We start from the raw sequence: 24,458 nt of genomic DNA on the forward strand, positions 1-24,458 counted from the left end.
CACGCCAAGTCGAGACGCTAAAACCCTAAAGAAAAGCCTGTAAAATCACTGATGCCGTCGGCCTTTTTCTACACATTTCTCCCTAAGGAAATGAGTCGTGGTGGCTGATATCACATCAATGGAAAAGAAAAACTAATGATGTTTGGCCTATATCTTGCAGTTTCTTCGGCTGATGTAAGGGGTAAAAGGGACAAGGCCCGGGAGCTGCTCTCGATGGGGAACGATCCCAGTGAGGACAAAAGGCACGACGCGCGGAGTCGATCATAAACGTGAACAATACCTTTATGGTTGTGGCCAGAGAGTGGAATGCGGGGAAAATGAACACCGGGTCTGAGAAGTATGCCATTGAACTTAGGTACATGTTCGAGGCCGATATTTTCCCTTATATTGGCGCACTGCAAATACCAGAGATAAAGTCTCTGGAGGTGCTGGAGGTGCTGGAGGTGCTGGAGGTGCTAATGAAATTTAAAGTTTGAGGAGTCATGTAACAAGGCAAAAAGGCTGGAAGGCGTGGCACAGAGGTGTCTATGTACGCAACCGTTACGGGTCGGGCGGTGTATAATCTTGCCCCAGATTTATCTATTGCTATGGATACGCCAAAAAGCGCTCACGATCCATTTTTGAGAGTGTCAGAAGTGGAGGTATTCAATCGGGCCTTGTCGGGGTACAGCAAGGATGTCCTCGTCAGGCTTGGAGACTGTCAGTAATTCTGTGTAACTGCCATCGTATTAAAGGTGATCGCTCAGGCGGTCACCGAACTTGATAATAAAACGAGACTGTAATTAAAATTGTGTAATTGCCTGTTTTTGATATGTTCACTCCAACAACGGAGACAAGCAAATTATGGACGACAAGAAACTCAGGGCCCTTGCGGCAGAACTGGCTAAAGGAGCCTGTTTAGAAATTTGTGTATTTGCCTGATTTTGATATGTTCAATCTAACATCAAAAACAGGTTAATTTATGGACGAAAAACAGTTGCAGGCTCTGGCTAATGAACTGGCCAAAAATCTCAAAACCCCTGAAGATCTCAGTCACTTCGATCGACTGCTGAAAAAGATCAGCGTCGAAGCAGCTCTCAATGCCGAAATGACCCATCACCTCGGCTACGATAAAAATCAGCCTAAACCGGGGACCAACGCCCGCAACGGCTATTCCACAAAAACCGTTACCACTGGCGATGGCCCGCTGGCGCTGCGTACTCCGCGCGATCGTGACGGTTCCTTTGAACCGCAACTGGTGAAGAAGAACCAGACCCGGATTACCGGGATGGATAACCAGATTTTATCGTTGTACGCCAAAGGGATGACCACCCTCGAGATCGCCGCCGCGTTCAAAGAGCTGTATGACGCCGATGTCTCGCCGGCGCTGGTCTCAAAGGTCACCGATGCGGTCATGGAGCAGGTTGTTGAATGGCAAAACCGGCCTATGGATGCAGTCTATCCCATTGTTTATCTTGACTGTATCGTTCTAAAAGTCCGGCAGGACAGCCGCATCATCAACAAATCTGTGTTCCTGGCGCTGGGCATCAACATCGAAGGCCAGAAAGAGTTGCTAGGTATGTGGCTGGCCGAAAATGAAGGCGCAAAGTTCTGGCTGAACGTGCTGACAGAGCTGAAAAACCGCGGCTTGAACGATATCCTTATCGCCTGCGTAGACGGGCTGAAAGGTTTCCCTGACGCTATTAACGCGGTGTATCCGGAGGCGCGGCTCCAGCTGTGTATCGTGCATATGGTGCGCAACAGCCTGCGGTTCGTCTCCTGGAAGGACTACAAGGCCGTCACCCGCGACCTGAAAGCTATTATTTATCAGGCCCCTACGGAAGAAGCCGGCTTGCAGGCGCTGGAAGCGTTCTCCAGTGCCTGGGACATCCGCTACCCGCAAATAAGTCGAAGCTGGCAGGCAAACTGGGCCAATCTGGCCACGTTCTTTGCCTACCCAACGGACATCCGCAAGGTGATCTACACGACCAACGCCATCGAGTCGTTAAACAGCATGATCCGGCATGCCATCAAAAAGCGCAAGGTGTTCCCGACCGACGACGCAGTGAAAAAGGTGGTGTGGCTGGCGATACAGGCGGCCTCACAGAAATGGACAATGCCTTTGAGGGACTGGCGCATGGCAATGAGCCGCTTTATTATCGAGTTCGGTGACCGCCTGGACGGTCACTTCTGAGAAAAGGCATTTACACAGAATCGTGTACAGGGTCGGCTAAAGGTCTTAAAACCGAAGCCTATCTTAATCACTTTTCCCGTATGCTGACGAAATTAACCGTCGAAACAGCCCTCAATGCGGAGCTGACTGACCACCTCGGGCATGAGAAAAATGCGCCCAAAACAGGCTCAAACACCCGCAATGGCTACTCGTCAAAAACACTGTTGTGCGATGACGATGAGATAGAATTAAACACGCCGCGTGACCGTGAAAACACCTTCGAACCTCAGTTGATTAAGAAGAACCAGACGCGCATCACGCAAATGGACAGCCAGATTTTATCCCTGTACGCCAAAGGCATGACCACGCGCGAAATCGTCGCCACCTCCAAAGAGATGTACGACGCCGATGTGTCACCCACACTGATATCTAAGGTCACCGACGCCGTCAAAGAGCAGGTCACTGAGTGGCAAAACCGGCAGCTGGATGCGCTGTATCCCATTGTTTATATGGATTGCATTGTCGTGAAAGTCCGTCATAATGGCAGCGTAATAAACAAAGCCGTTTTCCTGGCGCTGGGGATCAACACCGAAGGCCAGAAAGAGTTACTGGGTATGTGGCTGGCCGAAAACGAAGGCGCAAAGTTCTGGCTGAGCGTACTGACTGAGCTTAAAAATCGGGGGCTTCAGGATATCCTGATTGCCTGTGTTGACGGCCTTAAGGGCTTCCCGGATGCGATAAACAGCGTCTATCCACAGACGCATATCCAGCTGTGCATCATCCATATGGTACGCAACAGCCTGCAATACGTTGCCTGGAAGGACTACAAAGCCGCCACCAGCGGACTGAAAACGGTTTATCAGGCCCCGACCGAAGAGGCAGCGCTGGATGCGTTTGCGGGAGCATGGGACGACAAATATCGACCCTGTACACGATTCTGTGTAAATGCCTTTTCTCAGAAGTGACCGTCCAGGCGGTCACCGGACTCGATAATAAAGCGGCTCATTGCCATGCGCCAGTCCCTCAAAGGCATTGTCCATTTCTGTGAGGCCGCCTGTATCGCCAGCCACACCACTTTTTTCACTGCGTCGTCGGTCGGGAACACCTTGCGCTTTTTGATGGCATGCCGGATCATGCTGTTTAACGACTCGATGGCGTTGGCCGTGTAGATCACCTTGCGGATGTCCGTTGGGTAGGCAAAGAACGTGGCCAGATTGGCCCAGTTTGCCTGCCAGCTTCGACTTATTTGCGGGTAGCGGACGTCCCAGGCACTGGAGAACGCTTCCAGCGCCTGCAAGCCGGCTTCTTCCGTAGGGGCCTGATAAATAATAGCTTTCAGGTCGCGGGTGACGGCCTTGTAGTCCTTCCAGGCAACGTATTGCAGGCTGTTGCGCACCATATGCACGATACACAGCTGGAGCCGCGCCTCCGGATACACCGCGTTAATAGCGTCAGGGAAACCTTTCAGCCCGTCTACACAGGCGATAAGGATATCATTCAGGCCGCGGTTTTTCAGCTCTGTCAGCACGTTCAGCCAGAACTTTGCACCTTCATTTTCGGCCAGCCACATACCTAGCAACTCTTTCTGGCCTTCGATGTTGATGCCCAGCGCCAGGAACACAGATTTGTTGATGATGCGGCTGTTCTGCCGGACTTTTAGAACGATACAGTCAAGATAAACAATGGGATAGACTGCATCCAGAGGCCGGTTTTGCCATTCGACAACCTGCTCCATGACCGCATCGGTGACCTTTGAGACCAGCGCCGGCGAGACATCGGCGTCATACAGCTCTTTGAACGCGGCGGCGATCTCGCGGGTGGTCATCCCTTTGGCGTACAACGATAAAATCTGGTTATCCATCCCGGTAATCCGGGTCTGGTTCTTCTTCACCAGTTGCGGTTCAAAGGAACCGTCACGATCGCGCGGAGTACGCAGCGCCAGCGGGCCATCGCCAGTGGTAACGGTTTTTGTGGAATAGCCGTTGCGGGCGTTGGTCCCCGGTTTAGGCTGATTTTTATCGTAGCCGAGGTGATGGGTCATTTCGGCATTGAGAGCTGCTTCGACGCTGATTTTTTTCAGCAGCCGATCGAAGTGACTGAGATCTTCAGGGGTGAGATTTTTGGCCAGTTCGTTAGCCAGAGCCTGCAACTGTTTTTCGTCCATAAATTAACCTGTTTTTGATGTTGGATTGAACATATCAAAATCAGGCAAATACACAAATTTCTAAACAGGCTCCAAATATCCGCAAATCAGCAAAAGCTGGCGTACGCACTGGGAAAACCTCAATACGTTTTTCGGTTACCCAACTGATATTCGCAAAGCAATTTACACCACGAATGCCATCGAGTCGCTGAACAGCGTTATCCGCGCGGCTATTAAAAAACGCAAAGTGTTCCCGACTGACGACTCGGTTCGCTTTGTTGAATAAATCCGAAATTTGTGACGACTTCCTTCCTATCAGGGCGATTGTTACATGATGCGGACGCTGTTTGGCATTCCTAACAGTGTGATCCGGTTAAGTGCTTTAACCATTGCCATTGCCATTGCCTCACCTACCTGCGCGTCATAGTCATGCAGACTCAGATGACCACCCAGAAGTGTTTTAAACCGGAACATGGCCGTTTCAGCCAGTGAACGCCGGTGATAACCTACTTTCTTTTTCCAGGTATCGTTATTGCCGCTCAGATGCTGATTTGCCACCGCATGGTTACGCTCATGGTATCGAGCTGGCCAATATTGCGCACCACTTCGCGGTGGGATAAGCGGCTTTATTTTTTTCCTCAGCAGAGCATCATGACAGTAACGCGTATCGTAAGCACTGTCAGCCGACGCTTCCCTGATTTTCCGGTGGGTTTAGTTAATCAGCCCGGGCAGCGCCTGCGCATCTGTCGTACCGCTTAGCGATAAATCGGCACAGATAATTTCATGTGTCACGCTATCTACTGCCAGATGAAGCTTGCGCCATACTTTGCGCCTCTCAGCCCCATGCTGCCTGACTTTCCATTCGCCTTCGCCGAAGACTTTCAGGCCGGTGCCATCGATGACCAGGTGTGAGATTTCGCCGCGGGTTGGCGTTTTTATGCTGATGTCGACGGTTTTTGCTCGCCGGCTGACCAGAGAGTAATCTGGGCAGCGCAGCGACAGCCCCATCAGTTTAAAAATCGAGTCAACGAAACCCTGTAACGCCCGGAGCGAAAGGTTAAACACGCGCTTTATCACCAGAACCGTGGTAATGGCCATATCGGTGTAGTGAAGCGGCCGGCCACGATGTTCAGGTGGTGTACTCTCAGTCCATCCAGCAATGGCTGACTCATCAAGCCATACTGTCAGGTCCCCCCGCTGCCTGAGCGCATTGTTATATGCGGGCCAGTTGGTAATTTTAAACTTTTGCTTTGCCATGGGGACCTGATGTTGAAACGAATGCGCTTTGTTGAATAAATCCGAAATTTGTGACGACTTCCTCCCTATCAGGGCGATTGTTACATGATGCGGACGCTGTTTGGCATTCCTAACAACGTGATCCGGTTAAGCGCTTTGACCATTGCCATAGCCTCACCTACCTGCGCGTCATAGTCATGCAGACTCAGATGACCACCCAGAAGTATTTTAAACCGGAACATGGCCGTTTCAGCCAGTGAACGCCGGTGATAACCTACTTTCTTTTTCCAGGTATCGTTATTGCCGCTCAGATGCTGATTTGCCACCGCATGGTTACGCTCATGGTATCGAGCTGGCCAATATTGCGCACCACTTCGCGGTGGGATAAGCGGCTTTATTTTTTTCCTCAGCAGAGCATCATGACAGTAACGCGTATCGTAAGCACTGTCAGCCGACGCTTCCCTGATTTTCCGGTGGGTTTGGTTAATCAGCCCGGGCAGCGCCTGCGCATCTGTCGTACCGCTTAGCGATAAATCGGCACAGATAATTTCATGTGTCGCGCTATCTACTGCCAGATGAAGCTTGCGCCATACTCTGCGCCTCTCAGCCCCATGCTGCCTGACTTTCCATTCGCCTTCGCCGAAGATTTTCAGGCCGGTGCCATCGATGACCAGGTGTGAGATTTCGCCGCGGGTTGGCGTTTTTATGCTGATGTCGACGGTTTTTGCTCGCCGGCTGACCAGAGAGTAATCTGGGCAGCGCAGCGACAGCCCCATCAGTTTAAAAATCGAGTCAACGAAACCCTGTAACGCCCGGAGCGAAAGGTTAAACACGCGCTTTATCATCAGAACCGTGGTAATGGCCATATCGGTGTAGTGAAGCGGCCGGCCACGATGTTCAGGTGGTGTACTCTCAGTCCATGCAGCAATGGCTGACTCATCAAGCCATACTGTCAGGTCCCCCCGCTGCCTGAGCGCATTGTTATATGCGGGCCAGTTGGTGATTTTAAACTTTTGCTTTGCCATGGGGACCTGATGTTGAAACGAATGTAGTGATCAGAGCCGCCAGTCACCTAAAAGTTCGATTTATTCAACAAAGCCAAACGAATGTAGTGATCAGAGCCGCCAGTCACCTAAAAGTCCGATTTATTCAACAAAGCCCCTCGCCTGCCAAAACCAGCGCGGACGAGGGTTGCGTTTTTGCTGCTTGCGTCACCAGACCGCTTTGTTGAATAAATCCGAAATTTGTGACGACTTCCTTCCTATCAGGGCGATTGTTACATGATGCGGACGCTGTTTGGCATTCCTAACAGTGTGATCCGGTTGAGTGCTTTAACCATTGCCATTGCCTCACCTACCTGCGCGTCATAGTCATGCAGACTCAGATGACCACCCAGAAGTGTTTTAAACCGGAACATGGCCGTTTCAGCCAGTGAACGCCGGTGATAACCTACTTTCTTTTTCCAGGTATCGTTATTGCCGCTCAGATGCTGATTTGCCACCGCATGATTACGCTCATGGTATCGAGCTGGCCAATATTGCGCACCACTTCGCGGTGGGATAAGCGGCTTTATTTTTTTCCTCAGCAGAGCATCATGACAGTAACGCGTATCGTAAGCACTGTCAGCCGACGCTTCCCTGATTTTCCGGTGGGTTTGGTTAATCAGCCCGGGCAGCGCCTGCGCATCTGTCGTACCGCTTAGCGATAAATCGGCACAGATAATTTCATGTGTCACGCTATCTACTGCCAGATGAAGCTTGCGCCATACTCTGCGCCTCTCAGCCCCATGCTGCCTGACTTTCCATTCGCCTTCGCCGAAGACTTTCAGGCCGGTGCCATCGATGACCAGGTGTGAGATTTCGCCGCGGGTTGGCGTTTTTATGCTGATGTCGACGGTTTTTGCTCGCCGGCTGACCAGAGAGTAATCTGGGCAGCGCAGCGACAGCCCCATCAGTTTAAAAATCGAGTCAACGAAACCCTGTAACGCCCGGAGCGAAAGGTTAAACACGCGCTTTATCATCAGAACCGTGGTAATGGCCATATCGGTGTAGTGAAGCGGCCGGCCACGATGTTCAGGTGGTGTACTCTCAGTCCATGCAGCAATGGCTGACTCATCAAGCCATACTGTCAGGTCCCCCCGCTGCCTGAGCGCATTGTTATATGCGGGCCAGTTGGTAATTTTAAACTTTTGCTTTGCCATGGGGACCTGATGTTGAAACGAATGTAGTGATCAGAGCCGCCAGTCACCTAAAAGTTCGATTTATTCAACAAAGCCTCACCAGACTACCCGCGCCTAAAGTGGATGTTCACGGCCGGCGCGGACAACCGCGCCGCTAAAGCGATGTTAGCGCCTGCTCGGTGAGCCGCCGTGCGACTTTCTCGCTTTGGCGCGATATATAACGCGTCGCATCTCGTTAAAAAAGTTATTACGCGCGAACGCCGGCGGATTCTGCAAGCCGCTATCCCTGCACGGATCGTACACTCCTTATTCATCGCAACAGGAGGTACTATGCCAAAGATTATTTACGCGAAAGTCTACAAAGAACGGCTGCTGAGCGCGGCTCTCAAGGAATTAAAAAAAAATTGCGTGACGGCTAAAGCGTTCGTGAAAATACTGCGGGCTACAGGGCAAACCAGCCTATTGTTTGATAATGGCACCCTGGCAATGAATTTCGATGAACTCAGTGCAATAGGCTTTTTTGGCCCCCATGGGAGCGATCCCTTTTTTGAGTCTTATCAATTCTGCGGCGACGATGACGCCACGGACGGCCGCGAGGTTTAATTCAGGTTACTGTGAAGATGTTAACTGACGTTTTCCGGTCATCTCTTGATTGTTTATGCACCGATCCCTGTAGCTTTCGTTGATCCGCTGGTCGCATCATTAATCGAACACCAAAAGCAGCAATGTAGGCAGGTCGGTCAGCTAGCGAGCGCTGAAAAACCGTAACGATAACATCACGGTTATGCGCTAGGCCCGAAAATAGGTGAAATACCTGAGAGTCGTCCTTCCGGGTTGCGGGTAAGATAGCAAATTGAGTCATCTCTTCCATCCTGGGAATTATGCACGGCCTTTGCCCGGCATCATCGGGCAGTCTTTTCACAGCGTAACAATTTATTTTGACGCTTGCGCGTTTATCTCACCGCCGTGCCATGCAGATTCTTGCTCAGCCATTAGCCTCTACCCCGCTTGGGAGGTGGTAAATATCCTCACACCGGGTAAAAACGGTATCTGTAGCAAATAACCCTGCGTCCCGTTGAGATACAATGACGATGAAAGTAGCATAATGGCCAGCGTCGCATGTTATGCTGCTCCTGGAAACGATGGCGACAGGAGATCCGATGAAAGCATATTGGCTGCTACTCACCGTTCTATTATTGACGGGCTGCAGCGGCATGGGGGGGATCCTGTTCAATTTACCCAACGCCGGCGATGTTTGTCCCCATGGCCGCGATGTGTTCACTAATCAATGTCATGATTAAAGGTCGATACGCGTGCTTTAGCTTAGGCCGTAAGCCAAAGGATCCATAAAACCTTCGGCCGCAGGCCTCATTGACGTCAGTAGCTCTATTTTGCAGCCCTACTTTTGCCGTGATAATCCATCGCGGCTACGCATCCTGCCGTTAAATACCCGCCTTTTTACCCATAAATTTTTTGCGCGTGAAACACTTTGAAATATGAGTAGCGCGCCTTCCCTTGCCTTTAACCCGCTGTTTTTCAGAGGAACATTTTACTCCCTTTGTTAACGTCTTTTATTTCGCTCAATAAACGTTATGTTTTATTAAAATTTATTAATCAAATTCTACGTTTTTAATTATCTGATTACGCTAAACAATTCATGATCTCTAATTTTACTCTAAAATCAAACGGTTACTATGCATAGTGGGATTATTCTTAAAGGCACTTCATGAATTTTCTAACCTACCTACTGCTGGTTCCGGTCACATCCGATCACTGATTCCGATTTCACCCGATCACTAATTCTGATTTCATCCGATCACTGATTCCGGTCGCCCGATCAGCGATTCCGATTCTGTCCGATCGCTCATCTTCTGTTCCGCCATACTCTGGAGACTTTTAGCTTCCGGGGGCATGGCATGGCACGTAAAAAAAAGAAAGCGAGAACGGAAATGTGCATCTATATTAATGTCTTACGTATGAAATTCGAGCAGCGTCGCTCGAATAGCACTATCGCAGCAGCGCTCGGCATAGGCTGTACTACCGTGCACGATATCCTCGGCCGATTCACGGTAGCTAACCTGGTCTGGCCATTGCCGGCGGAACTGTCCCCCGTCGACCTCGACCGCCTGCTCTATCCCGGCAAATCCGGAAAAGTTATCAATACCTTACCCAGCTGGCTTGATATCGATACCGAGTTAAGCCGCAAGGGCATGACCAAGCAGCTGCTCTGGATGGAATATCAGTCCGCCGTGGGCGGTGATGCCCTCGGTTACTCCCAGTTTTGTGCACTGTTCCGTGACTGGAAAAAGAAGCAGCGGCGTTCTATGCGCATGGAGCACAAGGCTGGCGAAAAGCTCTTCATCGACTTCTGTGGCCCCACCGTACCTATCGTCAACCCTGCGACCAGTAGCGTACGCCAGGTCGCTATCTTCGTCGCTGCCATGGGCGTGTCAGGCTATGCGTATATCGAAGCCTGCGAAGGCCAGGACATGGCATCGTGGCTCAACGCCAATAGCCGCTGTCTGCACTTCATGGGTGGGGTTCCGGAGCTGATGATACCTGATAATCTGCGCAGCGCTGTCAGCACCCCTGACCGCTATGAGCCGGTCATAAACCAGAGCTACCAGGCGCTGGCAAATCACTATGAGACAGTGGTGCTACCGGCGCGCCCGAGAAAACCGAAAGACAAGGCGAAGGCAGAATCAACTGTGCAGCTGGTAGAACGCTGGGTTTTGGCCCGGTTGCGTAAACGTAGGTTCTACTCGCTGGCCGAACTCAACCAGGTGATACGAGAACTCAATCATGAGTTGAATCTGCGCCCGATGCGTCATTACGGCGGACAAAGTCGCCTTGAACGCTTCGAGCAGCTGGACAAACCGGCTCTTGGGCCTCTACCGCCCACACAATGGGAATACAGTGAGTATCTCGTTGCCCGAGTGGGACCTGATTACCACATAGACTACGGCAAAAACTGGTACTCGGTGCCGCATCCGCTGGTTGGCGAGCGCGTTGACGTCATCGCCACCCAACGGCTGGTGCAAATCCACCATAAGGGCGTCTGCGTGGCTACGCACCCTCGCAGCGATAACGCCTATAGGCACACGACTCAGGCGGCGCACATGCCAGCTAACCATAAGGGGCAGAGTCAGTGGACGCCGGAAAGGCTGTGCAGTTGGGCGCTGTCGGTGGGTGTGTGCACACTGAAAGTGGTCGAGTCCATCCAAAAGAGCAAAGCCCATCCGGAGCAGGCTTACCGCTCCGTGCTGGGGCTACTCAATCTGCAACGGCGCTATGAGACGACGCTACTGAAGAAGGCCTGCACGCTGGCGTTGGAGAAAGGGTGCATTAACCGCTCTTTCATAGCCAACGTATTGAAACACGGTCGTGAAAGTGAGGTCACCCAGGACGGAGCCGGCGTATCAATGCTGGTTCACGAAAACCTCCGAGGTCCGGACAGTTATCACTAAGGAGAATAAATATGGATACACTGTTAATGGCTCTGCGAGAGCTGAAGTTGTCGGCAATGGTCCAGGCGTTGGAGACGCAACGCGAACTCCCGGGGAGTTATGGGGAGCTGGGGTTCGAGGAGCGGTTGTCGCTGATGGTAGAAGCGGAAAATTTGCATAAAAAAACAACCACATATGCCATCTTCGACGGCAATTGCAAATGCGCTTGCAGGCAAAACCGGAAGATATCCGCTATATCCCTAGCCGAGGAGTGACACTGGAACAGATGCGAGATCTGCTAGGGGGACAATATCTGAAATATCAGAAAAGCATACTCATCACGGGGCCGACAGGTACGGGCAAAACCTGGCTCAGTTGTGCGCTTAGTGAGCAGGCATGCCGGCAGCAATATAGCGTGCGTTACTGGCGAGTGGGTCGGTTGCTGGCCCATCTTCACCAGTGTCAGGTAGACGGGACCTATCTAAAACAGCTTAAGCAGTTAGAAAAAATAGAGTTACTGATCTTGGACGATGTGGGCCTAGAATCAATAAGTCCGATGCAGGCAACGATGTTGTTGGAGGTGATGGAAGATCGCTACGACAAAAGCAGCAGCATCCTGATCAGTCAACTGCCGGTGAAAAATGGTATGGACTGATAGAAAACCCCACGACAGCTGACGCGTTACTCGATCGGTCAGTACACCCCAGCTATAGACTGGAACTTAAAAAGGCGAATCACTACGCAAAGAGCAAGGAGTAGCCAGCACAGGAAAAATAGACTAAACCCGAGTCAGAAGATGAGCGAACACGTGATCGAATATCACTGGAATGGGTGATCGGAAAATATCGGAATAACTGATCGGATGTCGCCGGAACAGCTGATCGGATACGTCGGAATCTGCACCTACCCCTAACTACTATTAATAACATTGATGTTGAGTGATTTATTACCACATCAATATGAATCCAAAAAAACGACTATTATCAGCAATTTTTTGGGATACGATGAATTCTTGATTTTCTTATTATAAGTTGGAGATTAACCATGGCAGAACATCGTGGCGGTTCAGGCAACTTCGCGGAAGATAAACAGAAAGCATCCGAAGCCGGTCGTAAAGGTGGACAAAGCAGCAGCAGCTCCAGCGGCGGGAATTTTAAAAATGATCCACAAAAGGCATCTGAAGCGGGTAAAAAAAGCGGGCAACACAGCCACAGCGTAGGGCGTAATGCCTAATATCGCCCTATCGGTTTCCTAAACCCGGTCCTTTTCGTCTCGTTTTCCGTGCGGCGGTCGTTAATATCCAATGAATTGGAGCGACCGCCAGCCACGTAGGCGAAAAATAATATAAAGGCGGCGTGCGGCTTGCTCGAGCTCGTACCGGATTCTGTGTAAATGCCTTTTCTCAGAAGTGACCGTCCAGGCGGTCACCGAACTCGATAATAAAGCGGCTCATTGCCATGCGCCAGTCCCTCAAAGGCATTGTCCATTTCTGTGAGGCCGCCTGTATCGCCAGCCACACCACCTTTTTCACTGCGTCGTCGGTCGGGAACACCTTGCGCTTTTTGATGGCATGCCGGATCACGCTGTTTAACGACTCGATGGCGTTGGTCGTGTAGATCACCTTGCGGATGTCCGTTGGGTAGGCAAAGAACGTGGCCAGATTGGCCCAGTTTGCCTGCCAGCTTCGACTTATTTGCGGGTAGCGGATGTCCCAGGCACTGGAGAACGCTTCCAGCGCCTGCAAGCCGGCTTCTTCCGTAGGGGCCTGATAGATAGCTTTCAGGTCGCGGGTGACGGCCTTGTAGTCCTTCCAGGAGACGAACCGCAGGCTGTTGCGCACCATATGCACGATACACAGCTGGAGCCGCACCTCCGGATACACCGCGTTAATAGCGTCAGGGAAACCTTTCAGCCCGTCTACGCAGGTGATAAGGATATCGTTCAGGCCGCGGTTTTTCAGCTCTGTCAGCACGTTCAGCCAGAACTTTGCGCCTTCGTTTTCGGCCAGCCACATACCTAGCAACTCTTTCTGGCCTTCGATGTTGATGCCCAGCGCCAGGAACACAGATTTGTTGATGATGCGGCTGTCCTGCCGGACTTTTAGAACGATATAGTCAAGATAAACAATGGGATAGACTGCATCCAGAGGCCGGTTTTGCCATTCGACAACCTGCTCCATGACCGCATCGGTGACCTTTGAGACCAGCGCCGGCGAGACATCGGCGTCATACAGCTCTTTGAACGCGGCGGCGATCTCGCGGGTGGTCATCCCTTTGGCGTACAACGATAAAATCTGGTTATCCATCCCGGTAATCCGGGTCTGGTTCTTCTTCACCAGTTGCGGTTCAAAGGAACCGTCACGATCGCGCGGAGTACGCAGCGCCAGCGGGCCATCGCCAGTGGTAACGGTTTTTGTGGAATAGCCGTTGCGGGCGTTGGTCCCCGGTTTAGGCTGATTTTTATCGTAGCCGAGGTGATGGGTCATTTCGGCATTGAGAGCTGCTTCGACGCTGATTTTTTTCAGCAGCCGATCGAAGGGACTGAGATCTTCAGGGGTTTTGAGATTTTTGGCCAGTTCGTTAGTCAGAGCCTGCAACTGTTTTTCGTCCATAAATTAACCTGTTTTTGATGTTGGATTGAACATATCAAAATCAGGCAAATACACAAATTTCTAAACAGGCTCGCTTGCTCCGACGCCGCAAACCGAGGCTCAGATAGAAATTTACCCCAGGCTCTGATGGAAATTTACCCCAAGGCCGGTTTCGTTTAATGGCGGAATGGGTCTTTTCATTAAGCTTTTTCCTTGAGCTAGTGTGGATCCCATCTTTGGGGCTTTAGGGCTTTCCCCAGGTACACAGAGCATCGCTTCGGTGATACCAAAGTCATATTGCCTATCCTTCCTGCTCCTACGCTTGGGCCTCATTGACCCTTGTGCTGTGCCTATGCCCTTCTTAGCCGTCGCTCGCGCTGAGTGCGTTAAAACCCACGTTGCTGCAACTACTGCCACTGTGCTAATCCGCAATCGTTATCACAGCGCTCAGGACGACCTGGGCCTCCTGCCTTACCCCACGGGACGACCCGACCGAAACGGAACGCGTCCCATGTCTTGGTTCATATTATTTATCGCCGGCCTGTTTGAAGTGATTTGGGTCATCGGGTTGAAATATACCCAGGGTTTCACCCGCCCCTTCCCCAGTCTAATTGTCATTGGCGCCCTGTGTATCAGCTTCTTGCTGTTATCGTGGGCCATGAAAACCTTGCCGGCGGGTACCGCTTACGCCGTCTGGAGCGGCATCGGCGCCGTCGGCGCTGCGCTCGTGGGCATGAGTTTGCTGGGAGAAGCGGTGACCGCCGGTCGGGTTATCAGCCTGTGCCTGCTAATTGCCGGCATTGCCGGGCTCAAATATTTTACCCCATAATGTCGGGAGGCTCACTCGGCGCCGATTTGACAGGAAATAACGGCGCTAGCGCCCGCGGCAGCATAATCACATGGCGCAACGAAACGCGACGCGCAAATATCTTTTTTTGCGAATTGCGGGCCGCAGCCGACTGAATCTATCGAATTTTGCTTGGCGTCGGGAGTACATTATGCGCCGATCCTGTTGCGCTTTTTCAGCGCGACGCCCGGAATAGGATGCGCCGGCGGGCGGGCAACTGTCGATGATGTCCCTTCAACACCTGCCATAGCAGAATCAAAGCCTGTGTGGTATCAGTAAGGAATTGGTCCAGTGAAATATTTTGTGATGGGCATTTCATGTATGCTGTGCTTGTGGGTAGGTACCTTCTTTTTATTGTTGGAATAAGCGGCACACTCGCGGCGCGGCAGACCGTTTTGCCGCGAGTGACTCACCGAGAGCCTGGGGTGATGATTACGCACCTCAGGCACCGTTAACCTAAAGCGTCGTTAACCCGTTTTTACGGCGCCCGGCTGCTTCACCGCCTGCGCCTTAAGCACCCCCATCGGCGCGGAACATGGCTTTGATGCCGCGCACCGCCTGCCGTATGCGATCCTGATTTTCAATTAGCGCGAAACGCACATGGGTATCGCCGTAATCGCCGAAACCGATCCCGGGCGATACGCACACTTTTGCCTCGGCCAGCAACTTTTTAGCGAACTCCAGCGATCCCAACGCGGCATAATGATCGGGGATTTTGGCCCAGACGTACATCGACGCTTTAGGGTTTTCCACAATCCAGCCTGCTTCGTGCAGGCCGCGCACCAGCACATTTCGCCGCTGACGGTACTGCTCGGCAATAGCGCGCACACATTCTTGGTCGCCTTCCAGCGCGGCGATAGCCGCCACCTGCAACGGCGTGAAGGTGCCGTAATCATGATAGCTTTTGATACGCGCCAAAGCGTTGACCAGTGCCGGGTTCCCGACCATAAAACCGATACGCCAGCCGGCCATATTGTAGCTTTTCGACAGCGTGAAAAATTCTACCGCGATATCTTTGGCGCCAGGGACTTGCATGATGGATGGCGCCTTCCAGCCGTCGTAAACGATATCGGCATAGGCCAAATCATGCACCACCAGTACGTTATATTGACGCGCCAGCGCCACGACGCGCTCGAAAAAATCCAGCTCAACGCATTGCGCAGTGGGGTTCGACGGAAAGCCAAGGATCATCATCTTGGGCGTGGGAATACTTTCACGGATCGCGCGCTCCAGCTCGCGGAAAAAATCCACGCCCTCCACCAGCGGAACGGACCGCACTTGGGCACCGGCAATGACCGCACCGTAAATGTGAATGGGATAGCTAGGGTTAGGCACCAACACGGTATCACCGTGATCAAGCGTCGCCAGCATCAAATGCGCCAAGCCCTCTTTGGAACCGATAGTGACAATAGCCTCGCTTTCCGGATCGATGTCAACCGTGTAGCGGTCTGCATACCAGCGCGAAATAGCGCGGCGCAGGCGCGGGATCCCGCGAGAGGTGGAATAACCGAGGGTATCTTCGCGCTGAGCGACCGTGCATAGCTTTTCCACGATATGCGGCGGCGTCGGGCCGTCCGGGTTGCCCATGCTGAAATCGATGATATCCTCGCCGCGCCGGCGCGCAGCCATTTTCAATTCGGCGGTAATGTTGAAAACATAGGGGGAAGACGTTCAATGCGCGTAAAGCGGCGTGCAGAACCGAATTCAGCCATATTATCCTCTGATGACGTAAGCGCCCGGACCGTCCAAGCGACGCTACCCCTGAACGGGATCACCAATGAAACTATCCCATTCATTACAGGCTGTCGAGTAGGGAAAGATAACTTTTTTGCGGTCGGCGCTTTCTTTCCGCACTCCATCGCGCCTTAAGGTGGCGACCGCCGAAAAGCCGCGGTTTTGACCGCGGCGCGGCACAGGCATCAGGGGCCGCTGGCTCTGGCTCTGGCTCTGGCTCTGGCTCTGGCTCTGGCTCTGGCTCTGGCTCTGGCTCTGGCTCTGGCTCTGGCTCTGGCTCTGGCTCTGGCTCTGGCTCTGGCAAATCATCGCGCCACAGCTATCGGTACGCCAAAAAAAGGGGAAATATATTTATATTTTTATAAAATTATCCTCTTTTAAAGTGGAAATTTGCCGATGGGCATCCCTTTTAGCGCGGTTTACGTTTCCTTAAATTTTTACTCAGGTTTCCTCTTTTAACCTGGGCAGCTGGGATCAATGGCGCTTTATAACGTGGATAAACTCCCGACGCGGCGCGGAGTTTGACCTCAGTTATGGAACAGAGATCACATTTTGCCTATAGTAAGGGTCTGCCATCGGCCGGATTACCGTTGTGAATGAAATTTTTGAAATTCTACTCGCGGTGTATGAACGCGCCGCGTTGATGCTCATCTGCCTATTTTTGCTGACCCGCACCCGCCGTTTCCGTCAGTTGCTGCAAACCGAAGAGCACAGCCGTCAGGAGCAGGTGGTGGTCACCGCCATATTCTGTCTGTTTGCGATTTTTAGTAACTATTCCGGGATCCATGTGGAAGGATCGCTCATCAACGTACGCATTATTGCGGTCATGTCCGGCGGGATCCTCTTTGGCCCTTGGGTCGGTATCATTACCGGCGCGGTTGCCGGCCTGCACCGCTTCGCCATCGACATCCACGGCCCGACATCGGTGCCCTGTCTAATTAGTAGCGTGGTGGCGGGGGTGGTCTCTGGATTGATTCATCTGCGGGTCACGAAAGAACGCCGATGGAGCTTGGGGATCCTGGGCGCCATGCTGTGTGAGTCTCTCACCATGCTGTTGGTAGTGGTTTGGGCGGAGCCTACCTCGTTGGGTCTGGATATTGTTGCCAAAATAGCTGTGCCGATGATCCTGGGGGCGGTCAGCATCGGCATGATTGTTTTACTGGTGCAGGGCGTTGAAGATGAAAAAGAGGTGATAGCCGCGCGGCAGTCCAAACTGGCGCTGGACATTGCCAATAAGACGCTACCCTATTTTCGCCATATCAACAGTAAATCCTTAACCCACATTTGCGATATTATCCGCGCTTTGTTGAATAAATCCGAAATTTGTGACGACTTCCTCCCTATCAGGGCGATTGTTACATGATGCGGACGCTGTTTGGCATTCCTAACAGCGTGATCCGGTTAAGCGCTTTGACCATTGCCATAGCCTCACCTACCTGCGCGTCATAGTCATGCAGACTCAGATGACCACCCAGAAGTGTTTTAAACCGGAACATGGCCGTTTCAGCCAGTGAACGCCGGTGATAACCTACTTTCTTTTTCCAGGTATCGTTATTGCCGCTCAGATGCTGATTTGCCACCGTATGGTTACGCTCATGGTATCGAGTTGGCCAATATTGCGCACCACTTCGCGGTGGGATAAGCGGCTTTATTTTTTCCTCAGCAGAGCATCATGACAGTAACGCGTATCGTAAGCACTGTCAGCCGATGCTTCCCTGATTTTCCGGTGGGTTTGGTTAATCAGCCCGGGCAGCGCCTGCGCATCTGTCGTACCGCTTAGCGATAAATCGGCACAGATAATTTCATGTGTCACGCTATCTACTGCCAGATGAAGCTTGCGCCATACTCTGCGCCTCTCAGCCCCATGCTGCCTGACTTTCCATTCGCCTTCGCCGAAGACTTTCAGGCCGGTGCCATCGATGACCAGGTGTGAGATTTCGCCGCGGGTTGGCGTTTTTATGCTGATGTCGACGGTTTTTGCTCGCCGGCTGACCAGAGAGTAATCTGGGCAGCGCAGCGACAGCCCCATCAGTTTAAAAATCGAGTCAACGAAACCCTGTAACGCCCGGAGCGAAAGGTTAAACACGCGCTTTATCATCAGAACCGTGGTAATGGCCATATCGGTGTAGTGAAGCGGCCGGCCACGATGTTCAGGTAGTGTACTCTCAGTCCATGCAGCAATGGCTGACTCATCAAGCCATACTGTCAGGTCCCCCCGCTGCCTGAGCGCATTGTTATATGCGGGCCAGTTGGTAATTTTAAACTTTTGCTTTGCCATGGGGACCTGATGTTGAAACGAATGTAGTGATCAGAGCCGCCAGTCACCTAAAAGTTCGATTTATTCAACAAAGCCGGGCTTTGGCACAATTTTGGCGATGCCACCTTGTTGGACACCAGCCGCCAAATGCTGCGTCATGCCTTCGGTCTGGGCATTACCCATTTCGATCTCGCCAATAATTATGGTCCACCGCCGGGATCGGCGGTGGAAAACTTTGGCCGGCTGCTGCGCGAGGATTTTACGCCCTACCGCGATGAATTGATTATCTCCACCAAGGCGGGCTACACGATGTGGCAGGGGCCTTATGGTGATTGGGGATCGAAGAATATCTGGTGGCTAGCCTGAACCAGAGTTTGCGGCGCCTGGGGCTGGATTATGTGGATATTTTCTATCATCACCGGCCGGATCCGGACACGCCCCCCTGGAGGAAACCATGGCGGCGCTGGATCTCCTTGTGCGCCAGGGCAAGGCGCTGTATATCGGTCTGTCGAATTACCCGGCGCCGCTGGCGGAGCGGGCATTCGATCTGTTGCGTGAACTGGGCACACCCTGTCTTATTCATCAGCCGAAATATTCGATGTTCGAGCGCTGGGTGGAACTTCAATTATTATCCAGTCTGGCCAGCCATGGCGTCGGCGCAATCGCCTTTTCGCCGCTGGCGGGCGGAGTACTGACCGATCGGTATATTAACGGTATCCCGGAAGACTCGCGCGCCGCCAGCCAGAGCGTCTTTCTCTCCGGCGCGCAGTTGACCGAGGAGAAGATGGCGAAAGTTCGCCGCCTCAACGCGGTGGCCGCCGCCCGAGGGCAAAAATTGGCGCAAATGGCGCTGGCGTGGGTGCTACGAGGCGATCGGGTCACGTCAGTGCTGATTGGCGCCAGCAAAACCGCGCAAATTGACGATGCGGTCGCCATGTTGTCCAACCGGCAATTTAGCGAGCGTGAGCTGGCCGAGATCGAGGCCATCCTGGCCTGATCTAATGCCCCATGGTGGTGCCGATCAACAAGTAGATATTCAGCGTGACGACCACCGCCACGATAAGCCAGCCCAGCGTGTTAATGAGCGGCCTATTAACCAATTCGTTCATCAGCTGGCGGTTGCCGGTGAAGACCAGCAGCGGCACGAGCGCCAGCGCGATGCCGAAGCTGAGCAGCACCTGGCTCATCACCAGGATGCGCGTCGGATCCAGCCCCAGCAGAATGACTACGAACGACGGCAGCATGGTTATCACCCGCCGCAGCAGCAGCGGGATATGGAAATGCACAAACCCCTGCATCACCACCTGGCCGGCCATCGTGCCTACCACCGTGGAGGAGAGCCCCGCCGCGACCAGACTCAAACCGAACACCGTAGCGGCGGTATGGTTGAGCAACGGTGACAACGTCAAGTAGGCTTCATCCAAATCGGCGATACCGGTATGTCCGCTGAAATGGAACGCCGCCGCCGCGGTCGCCATCATCGCCAGATTGACGAACCCGGCAATCGTCATGGAGATGGCCACATCCAGTTTAGTGGAAGAGTAACGTTCGGCGCAGCTGCCCACGCGGCTGTTCTGGGTTAGCGAGGAGTGCAAATAAATCACGTGCGGCATGATGGTGGCGCCCAACACCCCGGCGGCCAAGAATACCGCTTCGCCGTTGGGCAGCGTCGGCCAGAGCATGCCGGCGCCCAATTCGCTCAGCACCGGACGGGAATAAAACAACTCGGCGATATAGGCGGCGGCGACAAACAGCAGCAGGCCGCCTATCACGACTTCAAGCGGTTTTTGCCCGCGATTTTGCAGCATCAAGATTAAAAAGGTGACAACGCCGGTAATTATCGCGCCCTGAAGCAGCGTTACCCCCAGCAGCATTTTAAAGCCGATGGCGGCGCCGATAAATTCCGCCAGATCGGTGGCCATCGCGATGATTTCCGCCTGTACCCAATAGACCCAGACCGCCGGACGGGGAAAACGATCGCGGATATGTTCAGCCAGATTCTTGTCGGTGGCGATCCCCAATTTGGCGGACAAAAGCTGAATCAGCATCGCCATAATATTGGCCCATACCACCACCCACAGCAGCCGATAGCCAAAACTGGCGCCGGCTTGAATATTTGTAGCGAAATTACCGGGATCGATATACCCAATCGCGGCGATAAAAGCCGGTCCGAGTAGGGAGAGCTTTACTTTTCTCGCTGCACGATTGGCGTTATCCGCAGCACGGCTGTCCACCATAGTAATAAACCTTATCAACTAACATGTTTATGAGAATATACAAATGATAATGATTATCAAGTGCATTTATAGCGATTCTGCTTATCTCTGCGATAGCAGCTATTAATGCACCGCATGTCCCACGGTCGGACGGCCCGGGCTCAACGTCGTTTCACCTTGACACTAAAAGTATAGCACAGGCTATGTTTTAGCCTAGCACAGATCTTAACCTTTCGATCCTAATAATTAACAAAAATGCATAAAATTTCGAATGTGGACGATAGCCGCGCAGGAGAGAAAGAGGATTTTGCTATATTTGCAACTTATAACTCGTTTTTACCTGCCCCGTTACATAGAATGAGCGGCGAATTCTGCCTACCTTATTTTTGGAGCAACTATGTCCCGCATTTTGCACTTTGTCCTGGCACTCGCCATGGTGGCGATCCTGGCAATGTTGGTTAGCCGCGATCGTAAAAGCATTCGCGTGCGTTTTATTATCCAGCTGTTAGCGATTGAAATTTTACTCGCCTATTTTTTCCTCAATTCCCACATTGGTCTGGGCTTCGTGCAAGGTTTCTCCGCCCTGTTCGATAAGCTGCTGGGTTTTGCCGCCGAAGGTACCGGTTTCGTGTTCGGGAATATGAATAAACAGAGCCTGGCGTTCTTCTTCCTGAACGTCCTTTGCCCGATTGTGTTCATCTCGGCGCTTATCGGCATCCTGCAGCATATCCGCGTGCTGCCCTTCGTTATCCGCATCATCGGTACGGTGCTGTCGAAAATCAACGGTATGGGCAAACTGGAATCGTTCAACGCCGTGAGTTCGTTGATCCTCGGCCAGTCGGAAAACTTCATCACCTATAAAGATATCCTCGGCAAAATGTCCGAACGGCGCATGTACACAATGGCCGCCACGGCGATGTCGACGGTGTCCATGTCCATCGTCGGCGCTTATATGACCATGCTGGCGCCCAAATATGTCGTGGCGGCGCTGGTGCTGAATATGTTTAGTACCTTTATCGTTCTATCTTTGCTCAATCCCTACCGGATAGAAAAAGAAGAAGATTTGCAGATGAGCCATCTGCACGAAGGACAAAGTTTCTTTGAAATGCTGGGCGAATACATCCTCACCGGGTTTAAAGTGGCGATTATCGTCGCGGCGATGCTTATCGGGTTTATCGCGCTGATCTCTGCCGTTAACGCGCTGTTTAGCCTGCTGTTCGGCATAAGTTTTCAGGGCATCCTCGGTTATATTTTCTTCCCGTTCGCCTGGGTGATGGGCGTGCCCGCGCACGAAGCGCTACAGGTAGGCAGCATTATGGCCACCAAATTGGTGTCGAATGAATTTGTGGCCATGATCGATTTGCAGAAAGTCGCCGGTGAATTATCGCCGCGCTCGGTGGGGATTCTGTCGGTGTTCTTGGTGTCGTTCGCCAACTTTTCATCGATAGGCATCGTCGCCGGCGCAATCAAGGGCCTGAACGAGCATCAGGGCAACGTGGTCTCCCGCTACGGCCTGAAACTGGTCTATGGCTCTACGCTGGTCAGCGTGCTGTCGGCCGCCATCGCCGGCCTGGTGATTTAACGCCGCTCCTGCCGCGTGAGATGCACTCCGGCCTGTCGGTCGGGACGGGTCAGCCTGGCTGGCCCGTTTTTTTCCTGAAGACGCCCGGTCCAGACGTAAAAAAACCGGCCGAGGCCGGTTTTTTTTATTGGTGGAGCTAAGCGGAATCGAACCGCTGACCTCTTGCATGCCATGCAAGCGCTCTCCCAGCTGAGCTATAGCCCCGTACACATGATGTCGTCTCTGGTGGACGGGGCGCATGATATGAATTTCAACAAACTCTGTCAACGGCTAAATTCGCCAAACGGGTCAAACGCTGAAAAAGCCGTCAAATCAGCGCTGACGGGCCCTTTATTGCGCTCGCTGGGCGATAAAATCCAGCGCCAAATCGATGCGCGCCAGAGACCGCGACTGACCTATTGCATGCACGGTAACATCAAGGGCCGGGGACTGACCGGCGCCGGTTACCGCAACGCGCAGCGGCATACCCACTTTGCCCATGCCCACCTGCAGTTCCTCGGCCGTTTGTTCAATGGCCGCATGCACCGAAGCCGGCGTCCACTCGTCGAGCGCCGCCAGCTTGGCGCGAACCGCCTGCAGCGCCGGGGCCGCCACCGGGCGCAAATGCTTCTTGGCCGCATCGACATCAAATTCGCTGTCTTCGTAGAAATAGCGGCAGCTGGCGGCTATCTCTTTGAGGGTTTTGCAGCGCTCGCCGAGCAGTTTCACCAGCTCCGCCAATTGGGGCCCGGTACGGGTATCAATCCCCTGCTGCTCAATATGCCAGACCAGATGCGTGGCAACGTAGTCGGCCGGAAGATCATTGATGTAATGATGATTAAGCCACATTAGTTTTTCGGTGTTAAACGCGCTGGCGGATTTGCTTACCGCGTCAAGGCTGAATAGCCGCTTCATGTCGTCGACGCTGAAAATTTCCTGATCGCCATGGGACCATCCCAGGCGCACCAGATAGTTCAGCAGCGCTTCCGGCAAAAAACCGTCATCGCGGTATTGCATGACCCCCACCGCGCCGTGGCGTTTGGAAAGCTTCTTGCCGTCGTCGCCCAGAATCATCGAAACATGGGCATAATCCGGCACCGGCGCGCCCAGGGCCTTGAGGATATTGATCTGCCGCGGCGTATTATTGATATGGTCCTCACCGCGGATGACGTGGGTTATCGCCATATCGTAGTCGTCCACCACCACGCAGAAATTATAGGTGGACGATCCGTCGGTGCGGCGGATTATCAGATCATCGAGCTCCTGATTGCTGAACTCAATAGGCCCGCGGATAAGATCGTTAAAGACCACCGAGCCGTCCTGCGGGTTGCTAAAACGCACCACGCAGGGTTCATCCGCGGCGTGTTGGTCGTGGCTGTCGCGGCAGCGTCCGTCGTAACGCGGTTTTTCGCCGCGGGCCATCTGCGCTTCGCGCAGCGTCTCTAGCCGCTCTTTGGAGCAATAGCATTTATAAGCGGTGCCATGGGACAGCATATCGTCAATGACCGCGTTATAGCGGTCGAAACGTTTAGTCTGAAAATAGGGGCCTTCGTCCCAGTCCAAGTTGAGCCAGTTCATACCGTCCATAATGGCCTCAATCGCCGGCGGCGTTGAGCGCTCAAGATCGGTGTCCTCAATGCGCAGCACGAATTCGCCGCCCAGATTGCGGGCGAACAGCCACGAATAGAGCGCGGTACGCGCGCCACCAACATGTAAATAGCCCGTAGGGCTGGGCGCAAAACGGGTTTTAATTTTCATCAGCTACATTGCCTTCATTACGCATGGCGAAGAGCCGGAACGGCGCTTCCGACCCATAATAAAAAGTGGGGAATAGTCTACCACTTAGGGCCGAATCCTCAACGCCTGTCCTCATAGGGGCGGTTTTTTCACGCATCATGGCGCAAAACCGCCCGGGATGGCTAAATTTAATACGAACACGCAAATTCACGGGAAAAATCGTTGACTCATTGCGGCGGTTCCCTATAATGCGGCTCCACACAGCGGGGGTGATTAGCTCAGCTGGGAGAGCACCTCCCTTACAAGGAGGGGGTCGGCGGTTCGATCCCGTCATCACCCACCAATTCTGACGTCTTTAAG

Annotated in this window: 17 protein-coding genes, 2 tRNA genes and 8 pseudogenes; 17 read left to right on the forward strand and 10 right to left on the reverse strand. The window is 52.8% G+C overall.

What is annotated here, in order from left to right:
• The first annotated feature begins 114 nt into the window (after positions 1 to 114).
• The 4 genes and pseudogenes from SOPEG_RS30955 to SOPEG_RS15685 form a co-directional block, all read left to right on the forward strand.
• Positions 115 to 267 (forward strand): integrase arm-type DNA-binding domain-containing protein, encoded by a 153-nt coding sequence (locus SOPEG_RS30955; protein WP_417903451.1) that lies wholly within the window; start codon positions 115 to 117, stop codon positions 265 to 267.
• A gap of 17 nt (positions 268 to 284) precedes the next feature.
• Complete coding sequence (locus SOPEG_RS23190) at positions 285 to 476, forward strand: phage integrase central domain-containing protein (RefSeq protein ID WP_051419806.1); 192 nt, start codon at positions 285 to 287, stop codon at positions 474 to 476.
• A 485-nt stretch (positions 477 to 961) separates the two neighbouring features.
• The gene (locus SOPEG_RS15680; protein ID WP_025246054.1) at positions 962 to 2,173 is read left to right on the forward strand and encodes an IS256-like element ISSoEn2 family transposase; all 1,212 of its coding nucleotides are present in this window, start codon (positions 962 to 964) and stop codon (positions 2,171 to 2,173) included.
• A pseudogene (locus SOPEG_RS15685) lies at positions 2,170 to 3,072 on the forward strand (IS256 family transposase); the annotation flags it as partial. The gene SOPEG_RS15680 and the pseudogene SOPEG_RS15685, both read left to right, overlap by 4 nt.
• A 35-nt stretch (positions 3,073 to 3,107) precedes the next feature.
• Here SOPEG_RS15685 and SOPEG_RS15690 read toward each other — a convergent pair.
• Positions 3,108 to 4,316 (reverse strand): IS256 family transposase, encoded by a 1,209-nt coding sequence (locus SOPEG_RS15690; RefSeq protein ID WP_025246056.1) that lies wholly within the window; start codon positions 4,314 to 4,316, stop codon positions 3,108 to 3,110.
• 73 nt (positions 4,317 to 4,389) lie between these two features.
• Between SOPEG_RS15690 and SOPEG_RS25055 the strand changes: the two are divergent.
• Positions 4,390 to 4,575: pseudogene (locus tag SOPEG_RS25055) on the forward strand (transposase); the annotation flags it as partial.
• Between the two features lie 47 nt (positions 4,576 to 4,622).
• Here the strand turns inward: SOPEG_RS25055 and SOPEG_RS25060 are convergent.
• The 3 genes and pseudogenes from SOPEG_RS25060 to SOPEG_RS15710 all read right to left on the reverse strand — a co-directional run bounded on the left by SOPEG_RS25060 (position 4,623) and on the right by SOPEG_RS15710 (position 7,731).
• Positions 4,623 to 5,552: pseudogene (locus SOPEG_RS25060) on the reverse strand (IS5 family transposase).
• 80 nt (positions 5,553 to 5,632) lie between these two features.
• Positions 5,633 to 6,556 (reverse strand): IS5-like element ISSoEn1 family transposase, encoded by a 924-nt coding sequence (locus tag SOPEG_RS15705; protein WP_025243834.1) that lies wholly within the window; start codon positions 6,554 to 6,556, stop codon positions 5,633 to 5,635.
• 251 nt (positions 6,557 to 6,807) lie between these two features.
• Positions 6,808 to 7,731 carry an IS5-like element ISSoEn1 family transposase gene (locus tag SOPEG_RS15710; protein WP_025243865.1) on the reverse strand — a complete coding sequence of 308 codons (924 nt, stop codon included), beginning with the start codon at positions 7,729 to 7,731 and terminating at the stop codon, positions 6,808 to 6,810.
• A 309-nt stretch (positions 7,732 to 8,040) separates the two neighbouring features.
• On the opposite strand from SOPEG_RS15710, the gene SOPEG_RS15715 reads away from it, so the two are divergent.
• From SOPEG_RS15715 to SOPEG_RS15740, 5 genes and pseudogenes are all read left to right on the forward strand, one after another.
• Positions 8,041 to 8,313, forward strand: a complete 273-nt coding sequence (locus SOPEG_RS15715; protein WP_025246057.1) for a hypothetical protein — start codon at positions 8,041 to 8,043, stop codon at positions 8,311 to 8,313.
• A 521-nt stretch (positions 8,314 to 8,834) separates the two neighbouring features.
• Positions 8,835 to 9,011, forward strand: coding sequence for a hypothetical protein (locus SOPEG_RS28360; RefSeq protein ID WP_158382430.1), 177 nt, complete (start codon positions 8,835 to 8,837; stop codon positions 9,009 to 9,011).
• A 615-nt stretch (positions 9,012 to 9,626) separates the two neighbouring features.
• Positions 9,627 to 11,177 (forward strand): IS21-like element ISSoEn3 family transposase, encoded by a 1,551-nt coding sequence (gene istA / locus SOPEG_RS15725; RefSeq protein ID WP_025246058.1) that lies wholly within the window; start codon positions 9,627 to 9,629, stop codon positions 11,175 to 11,177.
• 11 nt (positions 11,178 to 11,188) lie between these two features.
• Positions 11,189 to 11,938 (forward strand): annotated as a pseudogene (istB, locus tag SOPEG_RS15735) (IS21-like element ISSoEn3 family helper ATPase IstB).
• A 262-nt stretch (positions 11,939 to 12,200) separates the two neighbouring features.
• Complete coding sequence (locus SOPEG_RS15740) at positions 12,201 to 12,389, forward strand: con-10 family general stress protein (RefSeq protein ID WP_025246059.1); 189 nt, start codon at positions 12,201 to 12,203, stop codon at positions 12,387 to 12,389.
• Positions 12,390 to 12,558: 169 nt separating this feature from the next.
• Here SOPEG_RS15740 and SOPEG_RS15745 read toward each other — a convergent pair whose 3' ends face one another.
• Complete coding sequence (locus tag SOPEG_RS15745; protein WP_025246060.1) at positions 12,559 to 13,767, reverse strand: IS256-like element ISSoEn2 family transposase; 1,209 nt, start codon at positions 13,765 to 13,767, stop codon at positions 12,559 to 12,561.
• A gap of 490 nt (positions 13,768 to 14,257) precedes the next feature.
• On the opposite strand from SOPEG_RS15745, the gene sugE reads away from it, so the two are divergent.
• Positions 14,258 to 14,575: a quaternary ammonium compound efflux SMR transporter SugE gene (sugE, locus tag SOPEG_RS15750; RefSeq protein WP_025246061.1), complete on the forward strand. Its 318-nt coding sequence runs from the start codon at positions 14,258 to 14,260 to the stop codon at positions 14,573 to 14,575.
• A gap of 309 nt (positions 14,576 to 14,884) precedes the next feature.
• Positions 14,885 to 14,959 carry a membrane protein YpdK gene (gene ypdK, locus SOPEG_RS30960; RefSeq protein ID WP_148297194.1) on the forward strand — a complete coding sequence of 25 codons (75 nt, stop codon included), beginning with the start codon at positions 14,885 to 14,887 and terminating at the stop codon, positions 14,957 to 14,959.
• A 144-nt stretch (positions 14,960 to 15,103) separates the two neighbouring features.
• On the opposite strand, the pseudogene alaC reads toward ypdK, so the two are convergent.
• A pseudogene (alaC, locus tag SOPEG_RS15755) lies at positions 15,104 to 16,305 on the reverse strand (alanine transaminase).
• Between the two features lie 184 nt (positions 16,306 to 16,489).
• Here alaC and SOPEG_RS27735 point away from each other — a divergent pair.
• Together SOPEG_RS27735 and SOPEG_RS15765 are read left to right on the forward strand one after the other, a co-directional pair.
• Positions 16,490 to 16,708 (forward strand): hypothetical protein, encoded by a 219-nt coding sequence (locus SOPEG_RS27735; protein ID WP_038468906.1) that lies wholly within the window; start codon positions 16,490 to 16,492, stop codon positions 16,706 to 16,708.
• Between the two features lie 211 nt (positions 16,709 to 16,919).
• Positions 16,920 to 17,627, forward strand: a pseudogene (locus SOPEG_RS15765) (LytS/YhcK type 5TM receptor domain-containing protein); the annotation flags it as partial.
• Positions 17,628 to 17,682: 55 nt separating this feature from the next.
• On the opposite strand, the pseudogene SOPEG_RS15775 reads toward SOPEG_RS15765, so the two are convergent.
• A pseudogene (locus SOPEG_RS15775) lies at positions 17,683 to 18,605 on the reverse strand (IS5 family transposase).
• A gap of 75 nt (positions 18,606 to 18,680) precedes the next feature.
• Here SOPEG_RS15775 and SOPEG_RS15780 point away from each other — a divergent pair.
• A pseudogene (locus tag SOPEG_RS15780) lies at positions 18,681 to 19,581 on the forward strand (aldo/keto reductase); the annotation flags it as partial.
• Position 19,582: 1 nt separating this feature from the next.
• Here the strand turns inward: SOPEG_RS15780 and SOPEG_RS15785 are convergent.
• Positions 19,583 to 20,821 carry an Nramp family divalent metal transporter gene (locus tag SOPEG_RS15785; protein WP_025246064.1) on the reverse strand — a complete coding sequence of 413 codons (1,239 nt, stop codon included), beginning with the start codon at positions 20,819 to 20,821 and terminating at the stop codon, positions 19,583 to 19,585.
• 376 nt (positions 20,822 to 21,197) lie between these two features.
• On the opposite strand from SOPEG_RS15785, the gene SOPEG_RS15790 reads away from it, so the two are divergent.
• Positions 21,198 to 22,382 (forward strand): NupC/NupG family nucleoside CNT transporter, encoded by a 1,185-nt coding sequence (locus SOPEG_RS15790; RefSeq protein ID WP_025246065.1) that lies wholly within the window; start codon positions 21,198 to 21,200, stop codon positions 22,380 to 22,382.
• A gap of 128 nt (positions 22,383 to 22,510) precedes the next feature.
• On the opposite strand, the gene SOPEG_RS15795 is transcribed toward SOPEG_RS15790, so the two are convergent.
• Together SOPEG_RS15795 and gltX are read right to left on the reverse strand one after the other, a co-directional pair.
• A tRNA-Ala gene (locus SOPEG_RS15795) sits at positions 22,511 to 22,586 on the reverse strand.
• Positions 22,587 to 22,712: 126 nt separating this feature from the next.
• Entirely contained in the window at positions 22,713 to 24,119 is a 1,407-nt protein-coding gene (gene gltX, locus SOPEG_RS15800; protein WP_025246066.1) for a glutamate--tRNA ligase, read from the reverse strand.
• 246 nt (positions 24,120 to 24,365) lie between these two features.
• Here gltX and SOPEG_RS15805 point away from each other — a divergent pair.
• Positions 24,366 to 24,441, forward strand: a tRNA-Val gene (locus SOPEG_RS15805).
• The last annotated feature ends 17 nt before the right edge of the window (positions 24,442 to 24,458 follow it).

The organism is Candidatus Sodalis pierantonius str. SOPE (assembly GCF_000517405.1).
Lineage (GTDB): Bacteria > Pseudomonadota > Gammaproteobacteria > Enterobacterales > Enterobacteriaceae > Sodalis_C > Sodalis_C pierantonii.

What these genes read in the sequence shown, in the direction of transcription:
- SOPEG_RS23190 (WP_051419806.1), top strand. Translation starts at nt 285, where the DNA reads ATGGTTGTGGCCAGAGAGTGGAATGCGGGGAAAATGAACACCGGGTCT.
- SOPEG_RS15680 (WP_025246054.1), top strand. Translation starts at nt 962, where the DNA reads ATGGACGAAAAACAGTTGCAGGCTCTGGCTAATGAACTGGCCAAAAAT.
- SOPEG_RS15690 (WP_025246056.1), bottom strand. Translation starts at nt 4,316, where the DNA reads ATGGACGAAAAACAGTTGCAGGCTCTGGCTAACGAACTGGCCAAAAAT.
- SOPEG_RS15705 (WP_025243834.1), bottom strand. Translation starts at nt 6,556, where the DNA reads ATGGCAAAGCAAAAGTTTAAAATCACCAACTGGCCCGCATATAACAAT.
- SOPEG_RS15710 (WP_025243865.1), bottom strand. Translation starts at nt 7,731, where the DNA reads ATGGCAAAGCAAAAGTTTAAAATTACCAACTGGCCCGCATATAACAAT.
- SOPEG_RS15715 (WP_025246057.1), top strand. Translation starts at nt 8,041, where the DNA reads ATGCCAAAGATTATTTACGCGAAAGTCTACAAAGAACGGCTGCTGAGC.
- SOPEG_RS28360 (WP_158382430.1), top strand. Translation starts at nt 8,835, where the DNA reads ATGCTGCTCCTGGAAACGATGGCGACAGGAGATCCGATGAAAGCATAT.
- istA (WP_025246058.1), top strand. Translation starts at nt 9,627, where the DNA reads ATGGCACGTAAAAAAAAGAAAGCGAGAACGGAAATGTGCATCTATATT.
- SOPEG_RS15740 (WP_025246059.1), top strand. Translation starts at nt 12,201, where the DNA reads ATGGCAGAACATCGTGGCGGTTCAGGCAACTTCGCGGAAGATAAACAG.
- SOPEG_RS15745 (WP_025246060.1), bottom strand. Translation starts at nt 13,767, where the DNA reads ATGGACGAAAAACAGTTGCAGGCTCTGACTAACGAACTGGCCAAAAAT.
- sugE (WP_025246061.1), top strand. Translation starts at nt 14,258, where the DNA reads ATGTCTTGGTTCATATTATTTATCGCCGGCCTGTTTGAAGTGATTTGG.
- SOPEG_RS15785 (WP_025246064.1), bottom strand. Translation starts at nt 20,821, where the DNA reads ATGGTGGACAGCCGTGCTGCGGATAACGCCAATCGTGCAGCGAGAAAA.
- SOPEG_RS15790 (WP_025246065.1), top strand. Translation starts at nt 21,198, where the DNA reads ATGTCCCGCATTTTGCACTTTGTCCTGGCACTCGCCATGGTGGCGATC.
- gltX (WP_025246066.1), bottom strand. Translation starts at nt 24,119, where the DNA reads ATGAAAATTAAAACCCGTTTTGCGCCCAGCCCTACGGGCTATTTACAT.